Origin of the sequence: Klebsiella sp. 141240 (genome assembly GCF_050600805.1) — a bacterium.
In the GTDB taxonomy this organism is placed as follows: domain Bacteria; phylum Pseudomonadota; class Gammaproteobacteria; order Enterobacterales; family Enterobacteriaceae; genus Klebsiella; species Klebsiella aerogenes.
The window spans coordinates 198,752-217,232 of sequence record NZ_JAQIRK010000007.1 but is presented as its reverse complement, the minus strand read 5'-3'; the positions used below and the strand labels follow the sequence as shown (position 1 = coordinate 217,232).

Genomic DNA, 18,481 nt, shown 5'->3' with positions numbered 1-18,481 from the left:
TATGCGTTCGGCTATTCATTTATTATTACTCATTGCCGCGATGGCTACGGCGGGGATATCTTCGGCTTCCTGCATCAGGGTGACCAGTTCGTCGTCATTATCCTCAGCCGCAAAAGCGGCAGGTTATACCGCCGCCAGCTGGAGCGGAGCCTGTGACACCTGCACCAGCAACATCGGTCTGCCCTCGGTCATAAGCGTCAATTCCGGGAAAAATTTTCAGCCGGCGGGGACGCTCCTCGCCAGCGCCGTCGGCAACTTCCTGACCGCGTCAACTAATCAGACCTATGGGAGTAATCAAGTCCTGTTTCGCTGTGCGCTGGCAGATGCGGGTAGTTTATACGAAATGTACTCGACCAACGGTGACAGTACCTATGCCGGCAAATATGCGGTATCCGATGTCGACGGCGCTTATTATGACGCGGAAAAAAATGTCGCCGTACGCATCACCAACTTGAGTACAGGGGAGTACTACAGCCGTTACTGGAAGGAGCGGCAGCTTACATCAGATAGCTGGTATCAGGATGATCAATACATTTATATCCCGGCAAGCGCCTTCAGCAACGTGCTATATGAAATGTATAAAACGGATGATACAGCCTACTATGTTTACTCCAACGCTACGAACAAAGACGTCTGGAGCCAACCTCGCGGTTATATTGCGTTCAAAGGACCTGGTTTAGCGACCAATGCGCTCTCTCCTGGAGAAGATCACAACACCCATTATGATGGCTGGTATAGCCTGTGGCCTGGCGGCTGGAGCACCTACAACAATGTCACCTACGTACGCGGCGCGCTTTGCCAGATAAAAGATTATCCCTCGGTGGTCACCTTGCCACCGATTGCGGTTGGCGCACTTGCGGCGGGCGGCAGCAGCCAACGCCCTTTCACCGTCAGCCTGGAGTGCGAGTCTGGAGCGAAGTCGAGCACATCAGCTTCCACCAGCAGTTCAGCCAACGTCGCGATGGGTTTTTTAGTTAACCAACCAACCGCGGTCGCCGCAGCACAATCATTAGGACTGGTCACCTCCGGCGGCGGGCTAACGTGGCTATTGGATACCCACTATGGAAGCGGCGGCATCGCCTCAGGTGTTGGGATCCGGATTTACAATCAGTCAGGAAATGCGATCAATTTATTGCCTGACAGACAAAGCACCGGCAGTGGAAATAGCCGCGGCTGGTATGCGTATCAGGATCTCACATCGCTCATCTCCTCTGGCAGTACCAATATCTACAGCGGCGATTTCACCGCCTCGCTGGAGGCGATAAGCGGTCAAACCATTACAGCAGGGACGGTGAATGCGCAGCTTCAGGCAGTGGTCAGCTTTCAGTAAAGCGCTGGCTTTCGCATTGCTGGCAGCGGCGGGAACGACCCGCCCTGCCCTGGCGATAGTCAACGTTGAAAAAACCCGCGTCATTTTCGCCGCCGGCGAAATGTCACAGGCAATTACGTTATCTAATGACGGCGAGACGCCTATGCTTTTGCAAACCTGGAGCGACAAGGGTGATATCGCCGCTTCGCCGGATAGCCGTGACACGCCTATTGTCGTTCTGCCTCCGGTGTTCAAAATGCAGCCCGGCGAACTGCGTTCGCTGCGCTTAATGCTTACTTCACGGCAAATTTTAGCCGCGGACCGCGAAAGCCTGTTTTGGCTCAATCTCTATCAAATCCCCCCCAACACTAAAACCGCTGACACCGGATCACGTCAGGTTATCCTGCCGCTGCGGTTACGGTTAAAGGTTTTTGTTCGACCGGCAAATTTGAAAGCGCCAACCCCCGATACGGAACAGCAACTGAAATTTAGCGTGGAGGGGAAAACCATCACCATCGATAATCCCACGCCGTGGTTTATGAGCATAAGCGTGCAGCCAGGTATGCAAAAATCGATTGATAACCTGCTTATCCCGCCAAAATCAGGTCAAAAGATAGAGTCTAGCCAACCGCTACAGCGCAGCGACGCCATACGTTACTCGGTAATCGGCGATGATGGAAACGCCAGGAATTACGCCGCAACACCGCAATTTATGCATTAAAAAACCCCTTCCGTTTCTACGGAAGGGGTTTGTAGTCTCAAAAATATTGCTGGTTACAGCAGTTCAAATTCGCTCTGCTTAACGCGGGCGGAATCCACCCCAATAAAGACGTTGAATTTGCCCGGTTCGGCAACGTATTTCATCTGCTGGTTCCAGAACTTCAGCGCTTCAACATCAATCGGGAAGCTAACGGTTTGCGTCTCGCCCGGCTTGAGATTCACCTTCTTAAAGCCGCGCAGCATTTTCACCGGCCGGCTCATCGACGCGGTCACGTCCTGCAAATAAAGCTGGATCACCGTCGCCCCTTCGCGTTTGCCGGTGTTGGTCACCTGCACGCTGGCGGTCACGCTGCCGTCGCGCGGCATCGTTGACGCCGACATTTTGACATCAGAAACGCTAAAGGTGGTGTAGCTCAGGCCATAGCCAAATGGATACAGCGGGCCATTCGCTTGATCGAAATAACGCGAGGTGTATTTATTAGGCTTTTCCGGATTATACGGACGGCCGGTATTCAGATGGCTGTAGTAGGTCGGGATCTGCCCCACCGAACGCGGGAAGGACATCGGCAGCTTACCGGAAGGGTTATAATCGCCAAACAGCACATCGGCGATTGCATGCCCGCCTTCAGTACCGGCAAACCAGGTCTCCAGCAGCGCATCAGCCTGCTGATCCTCTTTCACCAGCGCCAGCGGACGGCCGTTCATCAGCACCAGCACCAGCGGCTTACCGGTCGCTTTCAGCGCGCTAATCAGGTCGCGTTGGCTTTGCGGCAGGGTGATATCGGTACGGCTGGAAGCCTCATGCGCCATGCCCTGCGCTTCGCCCACTACCGCAACGACCACGTCGGACTGTTTCGCCGCCGCCACGGCTTCATCGATCATCTCCTGCGGCGAGCGCGGGTCGACTTGCACTGCTTTCTCATACAGGTTAAGGAAATCGACAATGCCTTTATCGTCGGTAACGTTAGCGCCTTTGGCATAAATCACTTTGCCTTTATCGCCCAGCGCTTCTTTGATGCCGGTCAGCACGGTGACCGACTGATCGGCCACGCCCGCCGCCGACCAACTGCCCATCATGTCGCGCTTGCTATCCGCCAGCGCGCCCACCACCGCGATGGTGCCGGATTTTTTCAGCGGCAGGGTATCGAGACGATTTTTCAGCAGCACCAGGCTTTCTCGCGCCACTTCACGCGCCTCTTTACGATGCAGACGGCTTTCGGCGTTGGTGTCCTGCGGGTCGGATGCTTTCGGCCCCAGGTGGCTGTACGGATCGTTGAACAGCCCCATATCATACTTGACGTTGAGCACGTGACGGGTAGCGTCATCCAACTCGGCCATCGTCACCTTGCCGGATTTCACCAGCCCCGGCAGATATTTGCTGTAGTACTCATCGCTCATGCTCATGTTGATACCGGACTTCAGCGCGACGCGCACCGCGTCTTCCGGGTCGGAGGCGACGCCGTGTTTAATCAGCTCTTTGATGGCGCCATGGTCGGAAACGGTGATGCCTTTGAAGCCCCACTGGTCGCGCAGGACGTCTTTCAGCAGCCAGGAATCGGCAGTGGCCGGAGTACCGTTGAGCGAGTTTAGCGCCACCATCACCGCGCCGCTGCCGGCATCGAGACCGGCTTTATACGGCGGCATATAGTCGTTGAACAGGCGCTGCGGGCTCATATCGACGGTGTTGTACTCTTTGCCGCCTTCAACCGCGCCGTAGGCGGCGAAGTGTTTAACGCTGGTCATCACCGAATAGCGGTCTGCCGGGCTCTTGCCCTGCATCGATTCCACCATCGCTTTACCCATCATGGTGGTCAGGTAAGTATCCTCGCCAAAACCTTCGGAGGCGCGGCCCCAGCGCGGGTCGCGAGAGACGTCGACCATCGGCGCCCAGGTCATATTAAGACCATCGTCAGCCGCTTCGTAGGCCGAAATACGCCCGACGGTATTCACCGCGTCGAGATTAAAAGAGGAGGCCAGACCGAGGCTTATCGGGAAGACGGTACGCTGGCCGTGCAGCACATCGTAGGCGAAAAACAGCGGGATCTTCAGGCGGCTTAGCTGCATCACCTGATCCTGCATCACGCGGATATCAGGCCGGGTTACGGTATTAAAAATCGCCCCTACCTGACCGTCTTTGATCATTTCCCGGATCGCCTCTTTCGGGTTATCCGGGCCGACGCTGATTAAGCGCAGCTGACCGATTTTTTCATCGACCGTCATTTTTTTCAGCAGTTCGCTAACAAACGCATCTCGCGCCTCAGGCGTCAGCGGATGGTTACCAAACAGCTCATCGGCCAGCGCGGGTTGCAGCGCCAGGCTCACGGCGACGCCAACAGTACACAACCATTTCATTATTATGTATCCCTCTTTGATTCGGTGCTAATAGCCCAGCGAAAACGCAGCAAAAACCGCAGTTTGCCATATATATAAACAACGCGCCCGTAGAATGCTAAGGTTCTTATCTGATTTATAGAAACATTCATGCACCAAATTGTCATACAAAGCGGTATGCTAACAGCGATATAGCTTTCCTGTGCCCACAAGGAGTGAATCATGTCATCTGCAACAACAATAAATAACCCTCCCTTTTTGGCGGAACTGGCGCGGCTGGTTGGCTCCTCGCATCTGTTAACCGATCCGGCGAAAACCCAGCGTTACCGAAAAGGTTTCCGCTCCGGCCACGGCGATGCGCTGGCGGTGGTGTTCCCCGGTACCCTGCTTGAACTATGGCGAGTTCTCAGCGCCTGCGTTCAAGCTGATAAAATTATCCTGATGCAGGCGGCGAATACCGGCCTCACTGAAGGCTCCACCCCGAGCGGCAATGATTACGATCGTGAAATTGTCATTATCAGCACGCTGCGTCTGGACAAGCTGCACCTGCTGGATAAGGGCGAGCAGGTGCTGGCCTACCCTGGCACCACCCTCTATTCACTGGAAAAAGCGCTAAAACCGCTGGGCCGCGAACCGCACTCGGTGATCGGCTCTTCCTGCATCGGCGCATCGGTTATCGGCGGTATCTGTAACAATTCCGGTGGTTCACTGGTGCAGCGCGGACCTGCCTATACCGAAATGTCGCTGTTTGCGCAGATTGACGCCGACGGCAAGCTGAAATTAGTCAACCATCTGGGAATCGATTTAGGCGCGACGCCGGAACAAATCCTGAGCCGCCTCGACGATGACCGTATCAACGATGCCGACGTGCAGCACGATGGCCGCCACGCCCACGATCACGATTACGTCACCCGCGTGCGCGATGTCAACGCCGATACCCCGGCTCGCTATAACGCCGACCCGGACCGCCTGTTCGAATCCTCCGGCTGCGCCGGTAAACTGGCGGTCTTCGCCGTTCGTCTCGATACTTTTCCGGCGGAAAAACGCCAGCAGGTGTTCTATATCGGTACCAATCAGCCGGAAGTGCTCACCGAAATCCGCCGCCACATCCTCGCTGAATTCAATAATCTGCCGGTGGCCGGCGAATATATGCACCGCGATATTTACGATATCGCCGAAAAATATGGCAAAGACACCTTCCTGATGATCGATAAGCTCGGCACCGACAAAATGCCGTTCTTCTTCACCATGAAGGGGCGCACCGACGCGATGCTGGAAAAAGTCTCCCTGTTCAAGCCGCACTTCACCGACCGCTTTATGCAGAAGCTCGGTCATGCCTTCCCGGCGCACCTGCCGGAGCGTATGAAAACCTGGCGCGATAAGTACGAACATCATCTGCTGCTGAAGATGGCCGGCGACGGCATCGAAGAAGCGCAGAAGTGGCTTACGGAGTATTTCCAGCAGGCCGAAGGCGATTTCTTTGTCTGTACCGCGGAAGAAGGCAGCAAGGCATTCCTGCACCGCTTCGCCGCCGCCGGCGCGGCGATCCGCTATCAGGCGGTACATGCCGACGAAGTGGAAGATATTCTGGCGCTGGACATCGCCCTGCGCCGCAATGACACCGAATGGTTCGAACATCTGCCTGCGGAAATCGATAGCCAGCTAGTCTACAAGCTCTACTATGGCCACTTTATGTGTCACGTCTTCCACCAGGATTACATCGTAAAGAAAGGGGTCGATGCGCACGAACTGAAGGAAAAAATGCTGGATCTGTTGAAAGCGCGCGGCGCGCAGTACCCGGCGGAGCACAACGTCGGCCATCTGTATGAAGCGGCGGAGAGTTTAAAGCGCTTCTATCGCCAGAACGATCCCACCAACAGCATGAATCCGGGTATTGGCAAAACCAGCAAACAAAAATACTGGGGCGAGGCGCAGAAGCCAACGAAAGCACAATAATCGTCACCAGGACTATTCAGCCGCCGGGCTTCTGTATTACGCTGCAGGCCGGAGAAAAAGACTCTCCGGCCAATTAGCTTGAGGAGCCCCCATGTCCGCCAAGGATAAGTTACAAGACGCCGACTTAGAGATCCGCGAAGCGCTGCCTGATGACGCGCATGCGATTGCCGCGCTGTACGTCTGGCACGTGCTTAACGGCCGCGCCTCATTTGAAGAGATCCCGCCTACCGTCGACGAAATGCGTAAGCGAATCAAAACTGTACGCGATAACGGGCTTCCCTGGCTGGTCGCGCTGTGGCGCGGCACCATCGTCGGCTACTGCTACGCCACCTTTTACCGCCCTCGCCCGGCGTACCGCTATACGCTGGAAGAGTCGATTTACGTTGAGTCCGGCATGGGCGGGCGCGGCATCGGCAGCGCGCTACTGACGCGGCTCATTGCGCAATGTGAACAGGGGCCGTGGCGGCAGATGCTGGCGATTATCGGCGACGGACATAACAACGCCGGCTCGATTGCCATCCATAAGAAATTTGGCTTTACCGTTGCCGGACAGCTGCGCAGCGTCGGCTATAAGATGGGCGACTGGCGCGATACCCTAATCATGCAGCGCCAGCTTGGCGACGGCGACTGGACGTTACCGGAGTGATATCAAAATTCCCGGATTGCGGCGCAATCCGGGGGAAGGACAAATTAATCGTTCTGCGCGGTCTGCGTGCCGCCTTTCAGCATCGCTTCCGCCATCTGCGCTTCACGCTGCTTTTTATAGCTCAATGCGGACGCCGGAACCGGCATCACCTTACCGGTTTCAATCCAGGTCCGTAACCGGCTGGCGTCGGCAAAGTGGGTATATTTGCCAAACGCGTCCATTACCACCAGCGCCACCGGGCGTTGATTGATCACCGTACGCATAATCAGGCAGTGACCGGCGGCGTTGGTAAAGCCGGTTTTGGTCAACTGAATATTCCAGTTATCGCGATACACCAGATGGTTGGTATTGCGGAACGGCAAGGTATACGCCGGATGCGCAAAAGTGGCGGTATCTTCTTTGGTGGTGCTTAGCTGGCCGATCAGCGGATATTGTTCGCTGGCGATCAGCAGCTTAGTCAGATCGCGCGCCGTGGAGACGTTATGCACCGACAGGCCGGTCGGCTCAACATAGCGTGTATGGGTCATACCCAGCGCCTGCGCTTTGGCGTTCATCGCGCGGATAAAAGCGTTATAACCGCCAGGATAGTGGTGCGCCAGGCTGGCGGCGGCACGGTTTTCCGAAGACATCAGCGCCAGCAGCAGCATATTGCGGCGGCTGATTTGGCTGTTAAGTCGTACGCGGGAATAGATACCTTTCATCTCCGGCGTCTGGCTGATATCAACGGTCAGCATTTCGTCCAGCGGTAAATGCGCATCCAGCACTACCATAGCGGTCATCACTTTGGTAATAGACGCCATCGGGCGCACCAAATCGGGCTGGCTGGCGTAAATGATTTTCTTGGTCGCCAGATCGACGATCATCGCGCTACCGGAAGCGATATCCGGCTGTGAAGCGGCGGTTACCGCAGTGGTTTTTGCTATCGCCTGGGGCGCAAAAGGCGCAGCCAGCAGCAAAGTCAGGCTGAGCAAAGAAATTCGAAAATTCGGCATCATGGGCATTCTGAAAAGTATTTTTGCACGTTATAGAACGTACGCCGCGGCGTAAAGTGAGCTACGCCGCTGGCAAACGCCATCATACCGCGTCATAACGCCCTGAGGCCAATAAGAATCGTGAGTAAATGCTGCATTGCCGACATAATTATTCATTTCTGCCGGCAATGCATTTGATTAGAAGAGTCGGTACCCGTAGCCCCACAGCACGACGGTGATCGCCAGCAGCACTTCCAGCACCAGCACCCCGATAGCCAGGGTTGAGCTGGCGAAGCTGAGCCCCTCTTCCTTATTAATACTCAGGAAGGTCGGAATACCCAGATACAACAGATAACCGGTGTAAAACAGCGCGATGGTGCCTATCAGCGCGCACAGCCATACCAGCGGATAGAGCGCCACGATCCCGCTTAAAAATAGCGGCGTCGCGACGTAGCCGGCAAAGACCATACAGCGTTTCAGCGACGGCTGCTGCGGATAGCTTCTGGCCATCCACCAGATCACCCGCCCCATCACCGCCACCCCCGCTAACATCACGGCGTAAAACAGTACCGCTAATACCAACCCGGTCATCAGCGAGAGCTTAATCACCGTACCGTCGCCGAAGTTCCAGCCGAGCTGCGTCGTACCGATAAAGGCGCAGATAACCGGAACCGCCGCCATCACCAGCACATGGTGCGTGTAGTGGTGCGAAACGGTCTCATTTTCACTCTTGATCACGCTCATCTCTTGATTAGGATGAGCGAAGAGTCCCCAGACATGGTTCATAGCGTCCCCCTTGTCACGGCTTCGTACAGCACTGATCCAAGTATAATTCACTCTGTAGATTATTTTGTGTACAGCGATAAAAATCCGCTTCAGCGCGTTTTAATGATCAAGGTGTATGATTAAGGGACTGGTAAGAGTAGGAGTTTATGTTTATATGGATATCAATCACCTGATTTCCCAATACGGCTACGCGGCGCTGGTTATCGGCAGCATCGCAGAAGGTGAAACCATCACCATCCTTGGCGGCGTGGCGGCGCATCAGGGTCTATTGAAGTTTTCGTTGGTGGTCATCGCCGTGGCCTTAGGCGGCATGATCGGCGATCAGCTGTTGTATTTCCTCGGACGCCAGTTCGGCGGTAAGCTACTGCGCCGCTTTTCGCGGCAGAAGGCGCGGATCCGTAAAGCGCAGCGCCTGATTCAACGCCATCCCTATCTGTTCGTTATCGGCACCCGCTTTATGTACGGCTTTCGGGTTATCGGCCCGGTTTTGATCGGCGCCAGCCGCTTGCCGCCGAAAATTTTTCTGCCGCTGAATATTTTCGGCGCCATCGTTTGGGCGCTGATTTTTACCACCCTGGGTTATCTCGGCGGCGAGGCGATCGGCCCGTGGCTGCATCATCTCGATCAGCACATCAAACACTGGATCTGGCTGATTCTCGTAGTGGCGCTGGTGGTCGGAGCCCATCTGTGGCTGAAACGCCGGGAAGCGAAAAGAAAAGCGGAAGATACAGAGGATGATAATCAATAGCGGCGCCGCGCGCCGCTATTGACGCCGTTATTTCGTCGTCTGGTGATAACCGCCGCCCAGCGCGGAAGTCAGCTGAATGCTGGCGTCCAGCCACTGGCCGTGCAGGCGCAGCGCGGTAATTCGCTCCTGTAGCGCAGGCAGCTTCGCCATACTCACGCGGGAGCCGGGTAAAATACCGGCGTTCATTCGCGCCTGGGCGAGATTGACCACCCGCTGCGCGTCTTTCTCCACCTGCTGCTGCTGCTGGTTTTTCTCCATCAGCGTCTCTACCTGGCTTGCGGTTTTCGCTACCTGGTTCACCGCATCGACTACGGCCTTGTTGTATTTAGCGATCGACAGGCCGTTCTGCGCGCTGGCGATATCAAGATTGGCATTCAGCCTGCCGCTATCAAAGATAGGCAGCGTCAACCCGGCGGTGATGCCCATCTGCTGCGCCGAATGACGGAACAGATCGCTTAAATGCAGCGCATCCTGTTGCAGGAACGCCATCAGGTTGATATCCGGATAAAACGCCGCTTTCGCCGCATCAATTTCGCTTAGCGAGGATTCAATATACCAGTGGGCTTCCTGCAGATCCGGACGACGGGCCAGCAGTTCATAGCCCAGTTCGCTCGGCATCTGCGCGCTGACCGCGGGCAGCGGCGCCGCACGCAGATTGAGCGACTGGCTCTGGCTATTGGTTAACGCCATCAGCCGCGCTTCAATCTCTTTCATATTACCCGCCACATCGGCCAGCTGCTGATCGGTTTTGCTGACGTTAATGTCGTTCTCCGCCCCTTCGGCGGAGTTAGTGATACCACGCTGATAGAGCGCGGTATCCACGCTAACAATATTATTCTGTTCGCTTTTGACCTGCTGCAGCACCGTTTTCACCGCCGCTTCGGTCTGCCACTGCCAGTACAGTCGCGCCACGCTGCTGGCCAGCAGCTCGCGGGTCTGCGCCTGCTCGGCGACCTGGGCTTTCACTTCGCCGATACGCGCTTTCACCAACGCACGGTTTTTCCCCCACAGATCCAGATCCCAACCGGCGGTCAGGCCAAAGGTACCGTTGGTGTACCAGGGTCCGGTGTTGCCGTCGGTATCGGTGGCGAACGGTCCCATCAGGCCTTCCGCGGACATTTTCTGCCGTTCGATATCGGCGGAAAAATCCATCTCCGGGCCGAGATTCGCCTGCGACATTCGTGCCTGCGCTTCGGCCAGTTTGATGCGCTGCGCGGCAATTTGCATATCCGGAGCATTGGCTAACGCGCGCTGAATCAGATTATCCAGCTGGGCATCGTGGTAATCTTTCCACCAGTCGGTATGCGGCCAGCCATTTTTTACGGCGGCGGGCAGATCCATCGAAACATGAGATGCCGGAGTTTGCTGCTTTAAAGGGCCGCCAATGTCATGCGATGGCGCGCAGCCAGCCAGCGCGATGGCCAGTGGCAGTGCCGCCAGCACGCTTTTGCTCAATGTAAGGTTCATTCTTCAGGTCGGGTTACTTATAAAGGTTGGTCATCATAAATTAATTGAATGACGTTCGTTAAGTAAAGCGTGTGCATTGACAATGAGTCAGCTAAAAATAAACAAAGTTATTATTGGAGTTGCAATGAGTCAGAACATTTATGACGATCCCGGTTTCTTTGCCGGTTACGCCACCCTTGACCGTTCGGTGAAGGGGCTTGACGGCGCGCCGGAGTGGCCGGCAATTCAGCGCCTGCTGCCACAGTTAGACGGCCAGCGCGTGGTCGATCTCGGCTGCGGATACGGCTGGTTTTGCCGCTGGGCGCAGCAACAGGGGGCAAAACAGATAATCGGTTTCGATCTCTCCAGCCGAATGCTGGAGCGGGCGCGGGAGATGACCACCGGCGAGACTATCGAATATCGCTGCGCCGACCTGCAAACCCTGACGCTGCCCGCGAATAGCTGCGAACTGGTCTACAGTTCGCTGGCGCTGCACTATTTACCGGATGTCGCGCCGCTGTTCGCCACGCTCTATCAGGCGCTGGTTCCCGGCGGTAAGCTTGTCTTTTCTGCCGAACATCCCATCTATACCGCGCCGCTGCAGCAAGGCTGGCAGGTGGATGAACAGGGGCGGAAACGCTGGCCGGTGAGCCACTATCAGCAGGAAGGCGAACGCATCAGCAACTGGTTTGCCGACGGGGTGATTAAACAGCATCGCAAACTCTCAAGCTGGATTAATGCGCTCATCGCGGCCGGTTTTGTGCTTGAGCAGCTTGACGAATGGGGCCCGAGCGCCGAACAAATCGCCGCCCAACCGGCGCTGGAGGAAGAGAAAGAGCGTCCGATGATCTTTTTACTGCGCGCCCGTAAACCGGCTTAAACGGCATGCGGCCCGGATCAACCGGGCCGCCGAATAGCTTATTCCTGCAGGCTACCGCCGTTGCTGGCAATCACCGCCTGATACCAGGCAAAACTTTTCTTCTTACGCCGTTCGAGCGTCCCCTGCCCGCGATCGTCACGATCGACATAGATAAAACCGTAGCGCTTGGACATCTCGGCCTTCGACGCGCTAACCAGATCGATTGGCCCCCAGCTGGTAAAGCCCATCAGTTCAACGCCGTCAGCAATGGCTTCCCGCGCCTGCACCAGGTGATCGTTGAGATAGCTGATGCGATAGTCATCGTTGATGCTGCCGTCGGCTTCAATTTTATCCTTCGCCCCCAGACCATTTTCAACGATAAACAATGGCTTCTGATAGCGGTCCCACAGTACATTCAACAGCGTACGCAGCCCCAGCGGGTCTATCTGCCAGCCCCACTCCGAGCTTGCCAGATGCGGGTTCGGCACCATGCTGAGAATGTTGCCGCGCGCCTGCTGGTTCAGCGCTTCATCAGCGGTGACGCAGCCGGTCATATAGTAGCTAAAGGAGATAAAATCGACGGTCTCTTTCAGCGCTTCCCGGTCGCCGTCGGTGATGGTCAGCGTAATATCGTTTTCGCGGAAATAGCGCTGCATGTAGCCCGGATAGGCGCCACGGCACTGGACGTCGCCAAAGAACTGCCAGCTGCGGTTTTGCTGCAGCGTTTCAAAGACATCTTCCGGCTTGCAGCTCAGCGGATACATCAGCCCGCCGAGCAACATATTGCCAATCTTCCCCTGTGGTACCAGTTCGTGACAGGCTTTGACCGCCAGCGCGCTGGCCACCAGCTGATGGTGGATAGCCTGATAAACTTCGCCTTTGCTGCTACCGGCCGGCAGCCCGACGCCGGTCATTGGCGCATGCAGCGACATATTAATTTCGTTAAAAGTGAGCCACAGTTTGACCTGATTTTTATAGCGGCTGAATACCGTCCTGGCGTAGCGTTCGAAAAAGCCAATCACCTTGCGACTGCCCCAGCCGCCATAGTTTTTTACCAGCGCCCACGGCATCTCATAGTGCGATAGCGTCACCAGCGGAGTGATGTTGTGCGCGGCCATCTCGGCAAACAGCTTGTCGTAAAAGGCCAGCCCGGCTTCGTTCGGCTCGGCGTCATCGCCATTCGGGAAGATACGCGTCCAGGCGATCGAGACCCGCAGACAGTTGAAGCCCATCTCAGCAAACAGCGCGATATCCTGCGGATAACGATGGTAAAAATCGATCGCCACATCTTTAATACCGCTGTCGCCCGCGACGCGCTCCACGACGTCGCCGAATACCCCCTGCGGCTGCACGTCGGAGGTGGATAAACCTTTGCCATCTTCCAGATATGCGCCTTCGACCTGATTTGCCGCGGTGGCGCCGCCCCATAAAAAGCCCTGCGGGAATGTTTTCATCGCTCTCTCCTGTGATTAATGGCTGACGGACAACAGCGGCTGGCCGGCATCCACGACGCTCGCGGACACCATCTCAACGCTACGGTAATCATCGCTGTTGCTGATAATAATCGGGGTCGCCAGGTCGTAACCGGCGTCCAGAATGGCCTGACGATCGAACTCCAGCAGCAAATCGCCGGCCTGAACTTTATCCCCCTCTTTGACATGGGCGGTAAACGGTACGCCGTCGAGTTTGACGGTATCAATACCGACGTGAATCAGTAGTTCAATGCCGCTGTCGCTCAGCAGGCCGATGGCATGTTTAGTCTGAAACAGCGAGGCGACCTCGCCAGAAAACGGGGCAATGACCTTGCCCACCGCCGGAATAATAGCCACGCCTTTGCCCAGCAGGCCGCTGGCGAAGGTGCTATCCGGCACCTGATCGAGGGCCAGCACGCTGCCGGACATCGGCGCCAGAATATCGTTTTCCGCCGCAGAGGCGACGACGACCGCGCGTTCCGCCTGGCTGCGCGGCAAGCCGGCGAAGAAGGTCAATACGCAGGCGAGAATGAAAGCCACGCCGGTGCCGATTAATCCCCCCCACACGCTAAAATCAATGCCGCCGGGCGGGATCATCTGCGCCGGAAAGAAAATGTTCGGCACCCCAAAGGAATAGGCGTAGCTATTACTGAAGGCGGTAATCGCGCCGCCAATCGCGCCGGCGATACAACCAAAAATAAACGGGCGACGTAACGGAAGGGTCAGGCCATAAATGGCAGGCTCAGTGATGCCAAACAGCCCGGCGGAAAACGCGGAACCTGCCAGCATCCGCTGACGCGAATCGCGCGTGGCCAGCAGTATCCCCAGCACGGCGCCTACCTGGGCTATCACCGCCGGCAGAATGATCGGCAGCATAGAATCATGCCCCAACACGGTCATGTTATTGATCATCAGCGGTATCAGCCCCCAGTGCAGGCCGAAGATAACGCATACCTGCCATAGCGCGCCCAGCACCGCGCCTGCCAGCCATGGGGCAAAAACGTAGATAACCTGATAGCCATTTGCAATCATGTGGCTCAGCCAGGTCGCCAGCGGGCCTATCACCAGAAAGGTCAGCGGCACAACCACCGCAAGACAGATTGCCGGAGTAAAAAAGTTCTTCATCGCGGACGGCAGCACCGCATTACTCTTACGTTCCAGCCAGCAGCAGACCCAGGAGGCGAGGATAATCGGGATCACCGAGGAGCTATAATTGATATAGGTCACCGGTATACCGAGGAAGTGTTCCACTGGTGCCCCCGTCTGACTGGCTTCAAAGGCCTGAATCATCAGCGGGTGGGTTAATGCGCCGCCGATCACCATTGAGATGAACGGGTTGCCGCCAAACTTTTTGCCAGCGGTGTAGCCAAGAAACAGCGGGAAGAAAAAGAACAGCGCATCACTGGCGGCAAACCAGATTTTATAGGTCCCCTGTTGCGGCGTGAGCCATCCGCAGGTTAGCGCCAGCGCCAGCAGTCCTTTCAGCAGACCCGTCGCCGCCATTACGCCAATAAAAGGGGTAAAGATGCCGGAAATGATATCGATGAGCTGACTTAATATCGAGCTTTTCGCCGCTTTCTCCTGCGGCACCGGTTCGCTGTCGTCGCTTAATCCCGCCTGCTGGCGTACTGCCAGCCAGACATCGTGAACATGGTTGCCGATAACCACCTGAAACTGGCCGCCGCTTTCTACCACCATGATCACGCCGGGGTTCGCCTTCAGCCCTTCGGCATCGGCCTTAGCATTATCTTTCAATTTAAAACGCAGACGTGTCGCGCAGTGAACCAGACTCACAATATTCTCTTTGCCGCCGACGCGGTGAAGAATATCCTGCGCGAGTGCTTTATATTCCATGCTCTTTTCCTTACTGCCGCTGCCCGCAGACAACCGGCGACTGAGTATTAAAAATAAAAAAACCCGAGAACCACGCCGGTTGGCGTCGCGCTCAGGTTTTGCCTGCATCATGCAGTAACAATCCAGTTTTGTGGGGGAATTAACGCCCCTCTTTTCTTACCCGTTCAATATGAATGGCAAGAAACATAATCTCTTCGGTGGTCAGCGCCCGTTGATAATTCTTTTGCAAGTGCTTCGCCACCGTTTCCGCGCACTTCCACGCTTTGGCATAGTTATCTTTCACCGCGCTGTGCAGCGTGACGTCGTCATCCTGCACTACCGTCCGCGTTAACATGCGCTGGGCGAAAAACTTCAGATGGGTCACAAAGCGCTGGTAGCTGAGCGACTCTTCATCGTAGTTAAGCTGCAGCTGATACTTCACCAGTTGCAGGATCTCCTGCATCACCCGCGTCACGTGCATCACTTCCGGCATTTCGCTGTTGAGCTGCGCCGTCACCAGATGCAAAGCGATAAACCCGGCTTCATCCTCGGCAAGCTCGACGCCCAGCCGGCGGGCGATGATGGCCCTCGCCTCCTGCCCCAGTTCGAACTCCTTCGGATACAGCCGTTTAATCTCCCACAGCAGCACGTTGCGAATCGCGACGCCGTTTTTCTGCCGCTCGATGGCAAAGTGACAGTGGTCAGTTAAGGTGATGTACAAACTTTCCTGTAACTTTCCCAACCGCCCGCGGGCCAGCTCGATGATACGATCGCAGGTGGTCATCACTTCTAACGGTATCTGACTGAGTAATTCGCCTAAGCGGCCAACCAGTTCATCGCTTTGCAAGGCGAAGACTTTTTCAATTTTACTTTCGTCCAACGAGTCGCCCACGCGCTTTTGAAAGGCCAGCCCTCGCCCCATCACCACCTGTTCGCGCTGCTGCTCGTTGACCACTACCACCACGTTATTATTAAGTACTTTGGCGATTAGCATATGAACCCCAGAAACAAAAAAACCTGACCCCCGACAAATGCCAGGTAATCAGGTTTCGCCTGCCGAAGCAGTAGCAATCCAACGTTTGCACTGTATCAACTTCTTGCGGCGACTCAAGCGCGAGGGAATAAAAACGTGATACAGCTCGCGTCGCATCGTGCAGGAATGAGTGCTAATTAATAAAGTGCGTACGGATTAACACATCTTATCTAATAACGAGCAATGGCGTTCGCTATATCTGCTGAGGTTTGCAAGGTGCGAATTTCATTAAAGACGCCAAGCGCTTCAGTATATTCCTTGCGTAAATAGCCCAGCCACTGCTTAATGCGCGCCACGTGATATAAACCGGTATCCCCCTGCTTTTCCAGCTGGGTATATTTTTTAAGTAACTCAACCACCTGCGGCCACGGCATGCGCGGTTCGTTGTATTTAATTACCCGGCTGAGATTCGGCACGTTGAGCGCGCCGCGGCCGATCATCACCGAATCGCAGCCGGTAGCCGCCATACATTCCTGCGCACTTTGCCAGTCCCAGATTTCGCCGTTAGCAACCACCGGAATAGTCAGCCGCTGGCGGATTTCGCCGATGGCCTGCCAGTTGATGCGTTCAGCTTTGTAACCATCCTCTTTGGTGCGGCCATGCACCACCAGCTCGCTGGCGCCCGCCTGCTGCACCGCGTCGGCGATTTCAAAGCGCCGTTCGCCGCTGTCCCAGCCGAGGCGAACTTTCACCGTCACCGGCAGATGATCGGGAACCGCTTCGCGCATGGCCTTCGCGCCGCGATAGATAAGTTCGGGATCTTTCAATAACGTCGCACCGCCGCCGCTGCCGTTCACCAGCTTCGATGGACAACCGCAGTTTAAATCCACGCCCCATGAGCCAAGCTCCACCGCGCGGGCGGCGTTTTCCGCCAGCCATTGCGGGTATTGCCCCAACAATTGTACGCGCACGCGGGTGCCGGACGGAGTACGGCTTTGATGGTGCAGTTCCGGGCACAGTCTATAGAACGATTTAACCGGCAGCAGTTGGTCCACCACGCGCAGAAATTCGGTGATGCACAGATCGTAATCGTTAACCTCGGTCAGCAGCTCGCGCACCAGCGAATCGAGCACGCCTTCCATTGGCGCCAGTAATACACGCATATCGTTACCCGGAAAAAAAAGAGGCGCTATGGTAGCGCCTCTGTGCGTCGGTTGAAAGACCTCAATACCAGACCTTAGCGTGGTTCGAGGCAGTTATCCTCTTTCCAGCCGTAAAGCCACTCGATACCGCGGTAAAATTCATCCTGCGTTTTGCCCTTCCATAGCAGATTACGAACCTGACGTTCGACCCCCGCCGCGTGATAAATCCGCCCCATTTCACGGGTCGACCAGACAATTCGCGCGGTACGCGGAATACGCACCGACTCGTACAGCGCGAAGGCGCGAGCGGCGTCGCCGTCGCACTGCTGCAGCGCTTTACCTATCGTTACCGCATCCTCCAGCGCCATGCAGGCGCCCTGCGCCATATATTGCGCCACCGGATGGGCGGCATCGCCGACCAGGGTAATGCGATCGTTGCCCCACTTTGCAACCGGCTCGCGGTCGGCGGTGGACCAGCGGCGCCAGGAAGTCGGTTTGTCGAGCATCTGCCGCGGGCGCGGATGAATCCCTTTAAAGTAAGAGAGCACCTCTTCTTTACTACCGTCGCGCACGCCCCACTCTTCGCTTTCGCGGCTATGGAAGGTGACCACCAGGTTGTACTGTTTGCCGCCGCGCAGCGGATAGTGCACCAGATGACAATGCGGCCCGGCCCACAGTACCGGCGCGTTGATACGCAGGTCTTCCGGCATGTCGGCCGCCTCGATCACCGCGCGGTACACCACATGGCCGGTGACCCGCGGCGCATCGCCGAGCAGACTCTGGCGCACCACTGACTTCACGCCGTCGCAACCCAGCAGAATATCGGCAGTCCAGCTATTGCCTTTGTCATCAAAGACCGTCACGTCGTCGGCGGTCTGGCGGATATCCACCACCTGAGTTGAAGTCCGGTATTCCACGCCGGGATGGGTCAGCGCGGCTTCCCAGACGGTGGCGTGAATGTCCACCCGATGGATCACCGCATACGGGCCGCCGAAATGGTCACGGAAGGCCTGCCCGGTCTCGATACGCACCACCTCTTCCCCATTCACCGCATCCATCATCGTGATATGGTCGGTGAACACCGCACGCTGGCGCGCCACTTCGCCGACGCCCAGACTATCCAGCGCTGAAAACGCATTCGGCCCCAGCTGAATACCGGCGCCGATTTCGCCGATTTCATGCGCCTTTTCCAGCAGCATCACTTTGATCCCCTGGCGCGCCAGAGAGAGCGCCGTCGCCGCGCCGCCAATGCCGCCGCCAACGATAATTGCTCGCGTCACTTTCGCCAT

General features: G+C 56.3%; 15 protein-coding genes. 6 read left to right on the top strand and 9 right to left on the bottom strand.

Going from position 1 to position 18,481, the window contains the following annotated elements:
• Nucleotide 1 precedes the first annotated feature (1 nt).
• Nucleotides 2–1,330, top strand: coding sequence for a fimbrial usher protein StbD (gene stbD, locus PGQ95_RS15100; RefSeq protein WP_430918568.1), 1,329 nt, complete (start codon nt 2–4; stop codon nt 1,328–1,330).
• The gene (locus PGQ95_RS15095; protein ID WP_213316985.1) at nt 1,296–2,030 is read left to right on the top strand and encodes a fimbrial assembly chaperone; all 735 of its coding nucleotides are present in this window, start codon (nt 1,296–1,298) and stop codon (nt 2,028–2,030) included. The genes stbD and PGQ95_RS15095 overlap by 35 nt, the downstream gene beginning before the upstream one ends.
• Before the next feature lie 53 nt (nt 2,031–2,083).
• Here the strand turns inward: PGQ95_RS15095 and bglX are convergent, their stop codons facing one another.
• Nucleotides 2,084–4,381, bottom strand: coding sequence for a beta-glucosidase BglX (gene bglX, locus PGQ95_RS15090; RefSeq protein WP_430918566.1), 2,298 nt, complete (start codon nt 4,379–4,381; stop codon nt 2,084–2,086).
• A gap of 201 nt (nt 4,382–4,582) precedes the next feature.
• On the opposite strand from bglX, the gene dld reads away from it, so the two are divergent.
• Both dld and PGQ95_RS15080 read left to right on the top strand, forming a co-directional pair.
• Complete coding sequence (dld, locus tag PGQ95_RS15085) at nt 4,583–6,316, top strand: D-lactate dehydrogenase (RefSeq protein WP_430918564.1); 1,734 nt, start codon at nt 4,583–4,585, stop codon at nt 6,314–6,316.
• Nucleotides 6,317–6,407: 91 nt separating this feature from the next.
• On the top strand, nt 6,408–6,962 hold the full coding sequence (locus tag PGQ95_RS15080) for a GNAT family N-acetyltransferase (protein ID WP_015365736.1): 555 nt from the start codon (nt 6,408–6,410) through the stop codon (nt 6,960–6,962).
• A gap of 44 nt (nt 6,963–7,006) precedes the next feature.
• On the opposite strand, the gene pbpG is transcribed toward PGQ95_RS15080, so the two are convergent.
• On the bottom strand, nt 7,007–7,957 hold the full coding sequence (gene pbpG / locus PGQ95_RS15075; RefSeq protein ID WP_430918562.1) for a D-alanyl-D-alanine endopeptidase: 951 nt from the start codon (nt 7,955–7,957) through the stop codon (nt 7,007–7,009).
• A gap of 174 nt (nt 7,958–8,131) precedes the next feature.
• On the bottom strand, nt 8,132–8,719 hold the full coding sequence (locus PGQ95_RS15070) for a Yip1 family protein (RefSeq protein ID WP_015365733.1): 588 nt from the start codon (nt 8,717–8,719) through the stop codon (nt 8,132–8,134).
• A gap of 154 nt (nt 8,720–8,873) precedes the next feature.
• On the opposite strand from PGQ95_RS15070, the gene PGQ95_RS15065 reads away from it, so the two are divergent.
• Nucleotides 8,874–9,467 carry a DedA family protein gene (locus PGQ95_RS15065; protein ID WP_087860173.1) on the top strand — a complete coding sequence of 198 codons (594 nt, stop codon included), beginning with the start codon at nt 8,874–8,876 and terminating at the stop codon, nt 9,465–9,467.
• Between the two features lie 27 nt (nt 9,468–9,494).
• On the opposite strand, the gene mdtQ is transcribed toward PGQ95_RS15065, so the two are convergent.
• Nucleotides 9,495–10,934: a multidrug resistance outer membrane protein MdtQ gene (gene mdtQ / locus PGQ95_RS15060; protein ID WP_430918559.1), complete on the bottom strand. Its 1,440-nt coding sequence runs from the start codon at nt 10,932–10,934 to the stop codon at nt 9,495–9,497.
• Between the two features lie 124 nt (nt 10,935–11,058).
• Here mdtQ and PGQ95_RS15055 point away from each other — a divergent pair, with 124 nt between their 5' ends.
• The gene (locus PGQ95_RS15055; RefSeq protein WP_430918557.1) at nt 11,059–11,793 is read left to right on the top strand and encodes a class I SAM-dependent methyltransferase; all 735 of its coding nucleotides are present in this window, start codon (nt 11,059–11,061) and stop codon (nt 11,791–11,793) included.
• Between the two features lie 38 nt (nt 11,794–11,831).
• Here PGQ95_RS15055 and PGQ95_RS15050 read toward each other — a convergent pair whose 3' ends face one another.
• The 5 genes from PGQ95_RS15050 to PGQ95_RS15030 all read right to left on the bottom strand — a co-directional run bounded on the left by PGQ95_RS15050 (nt 11,832) and on the right by PGQ95_RS15030 (nt 18,481).
• On the bottom strand, nt 11,832–13,226 hold the full coding sequence (locus PGQ95_RS15050; protein ID WP_020078295.1) for a glycoside hydrolase family 1 protein: 1,395 nt from the start codon (nt 13,224–13,226) through the stop codon (nt 11,832–11,834).
• 15 nt (nt 13,227–13,241) lie between these two features.
• The gene (bglF, locus tag PGQ95_RS15045) at nt 13,242–15,209 is read right to left on the bottom strand and encodes a PTS beta-glucoside transporter subunit IIABC (protein WP_430918553.1); all 1,968 of its coding nucleotides are present in this window, start codon (nt 15,207–15,209) and stop codon (nt 13,242–13,244) included.
• 28 nt (nt 15,210–15,237) lie between these two features.
• A complete protein-coding gene (gene bglG / locus PGQ95_RS15040; protein ID WP_032712035.1) occupies nt 15,238–16,071 on the bottom strand; it encodes a transcriptional antiterminator BglG in 834 nt (277 codons plus the stop codon).
• Between the two features lie 209 nt (nt 16,072–16,280).
• Nucleotides 16,281–17,213 carry a tRNA dihydrouridine(16) synthase DusC gene (gene dusC / locus PGQ95_RS15035; RefSeq protein WP_087860168.1) on the bottom strand — a complete coding sequence of 311 codons (933 nt, stop codon included), beginning with the start codon at nt 17,211–17,213 and terminating at the stop codon, nt 16,281–16,283.
• A 74-nt stretch (nt 17,214–17,287) separates the two neighbouring features.
• Nucleotides 17,288–18,481 carry a 3-hydroxybenzoate 6-monooxygenase gene (locus PGQ95_RS15030; RefSeq protein ID WP_032708754.1) on the bottom strand — a complete coding sequence of 398 codons (1,194 nt, stop codon included), beginning with the start codon at nt 18,479–18,481 and terminating at the stop codon, nt 17,288–17,290.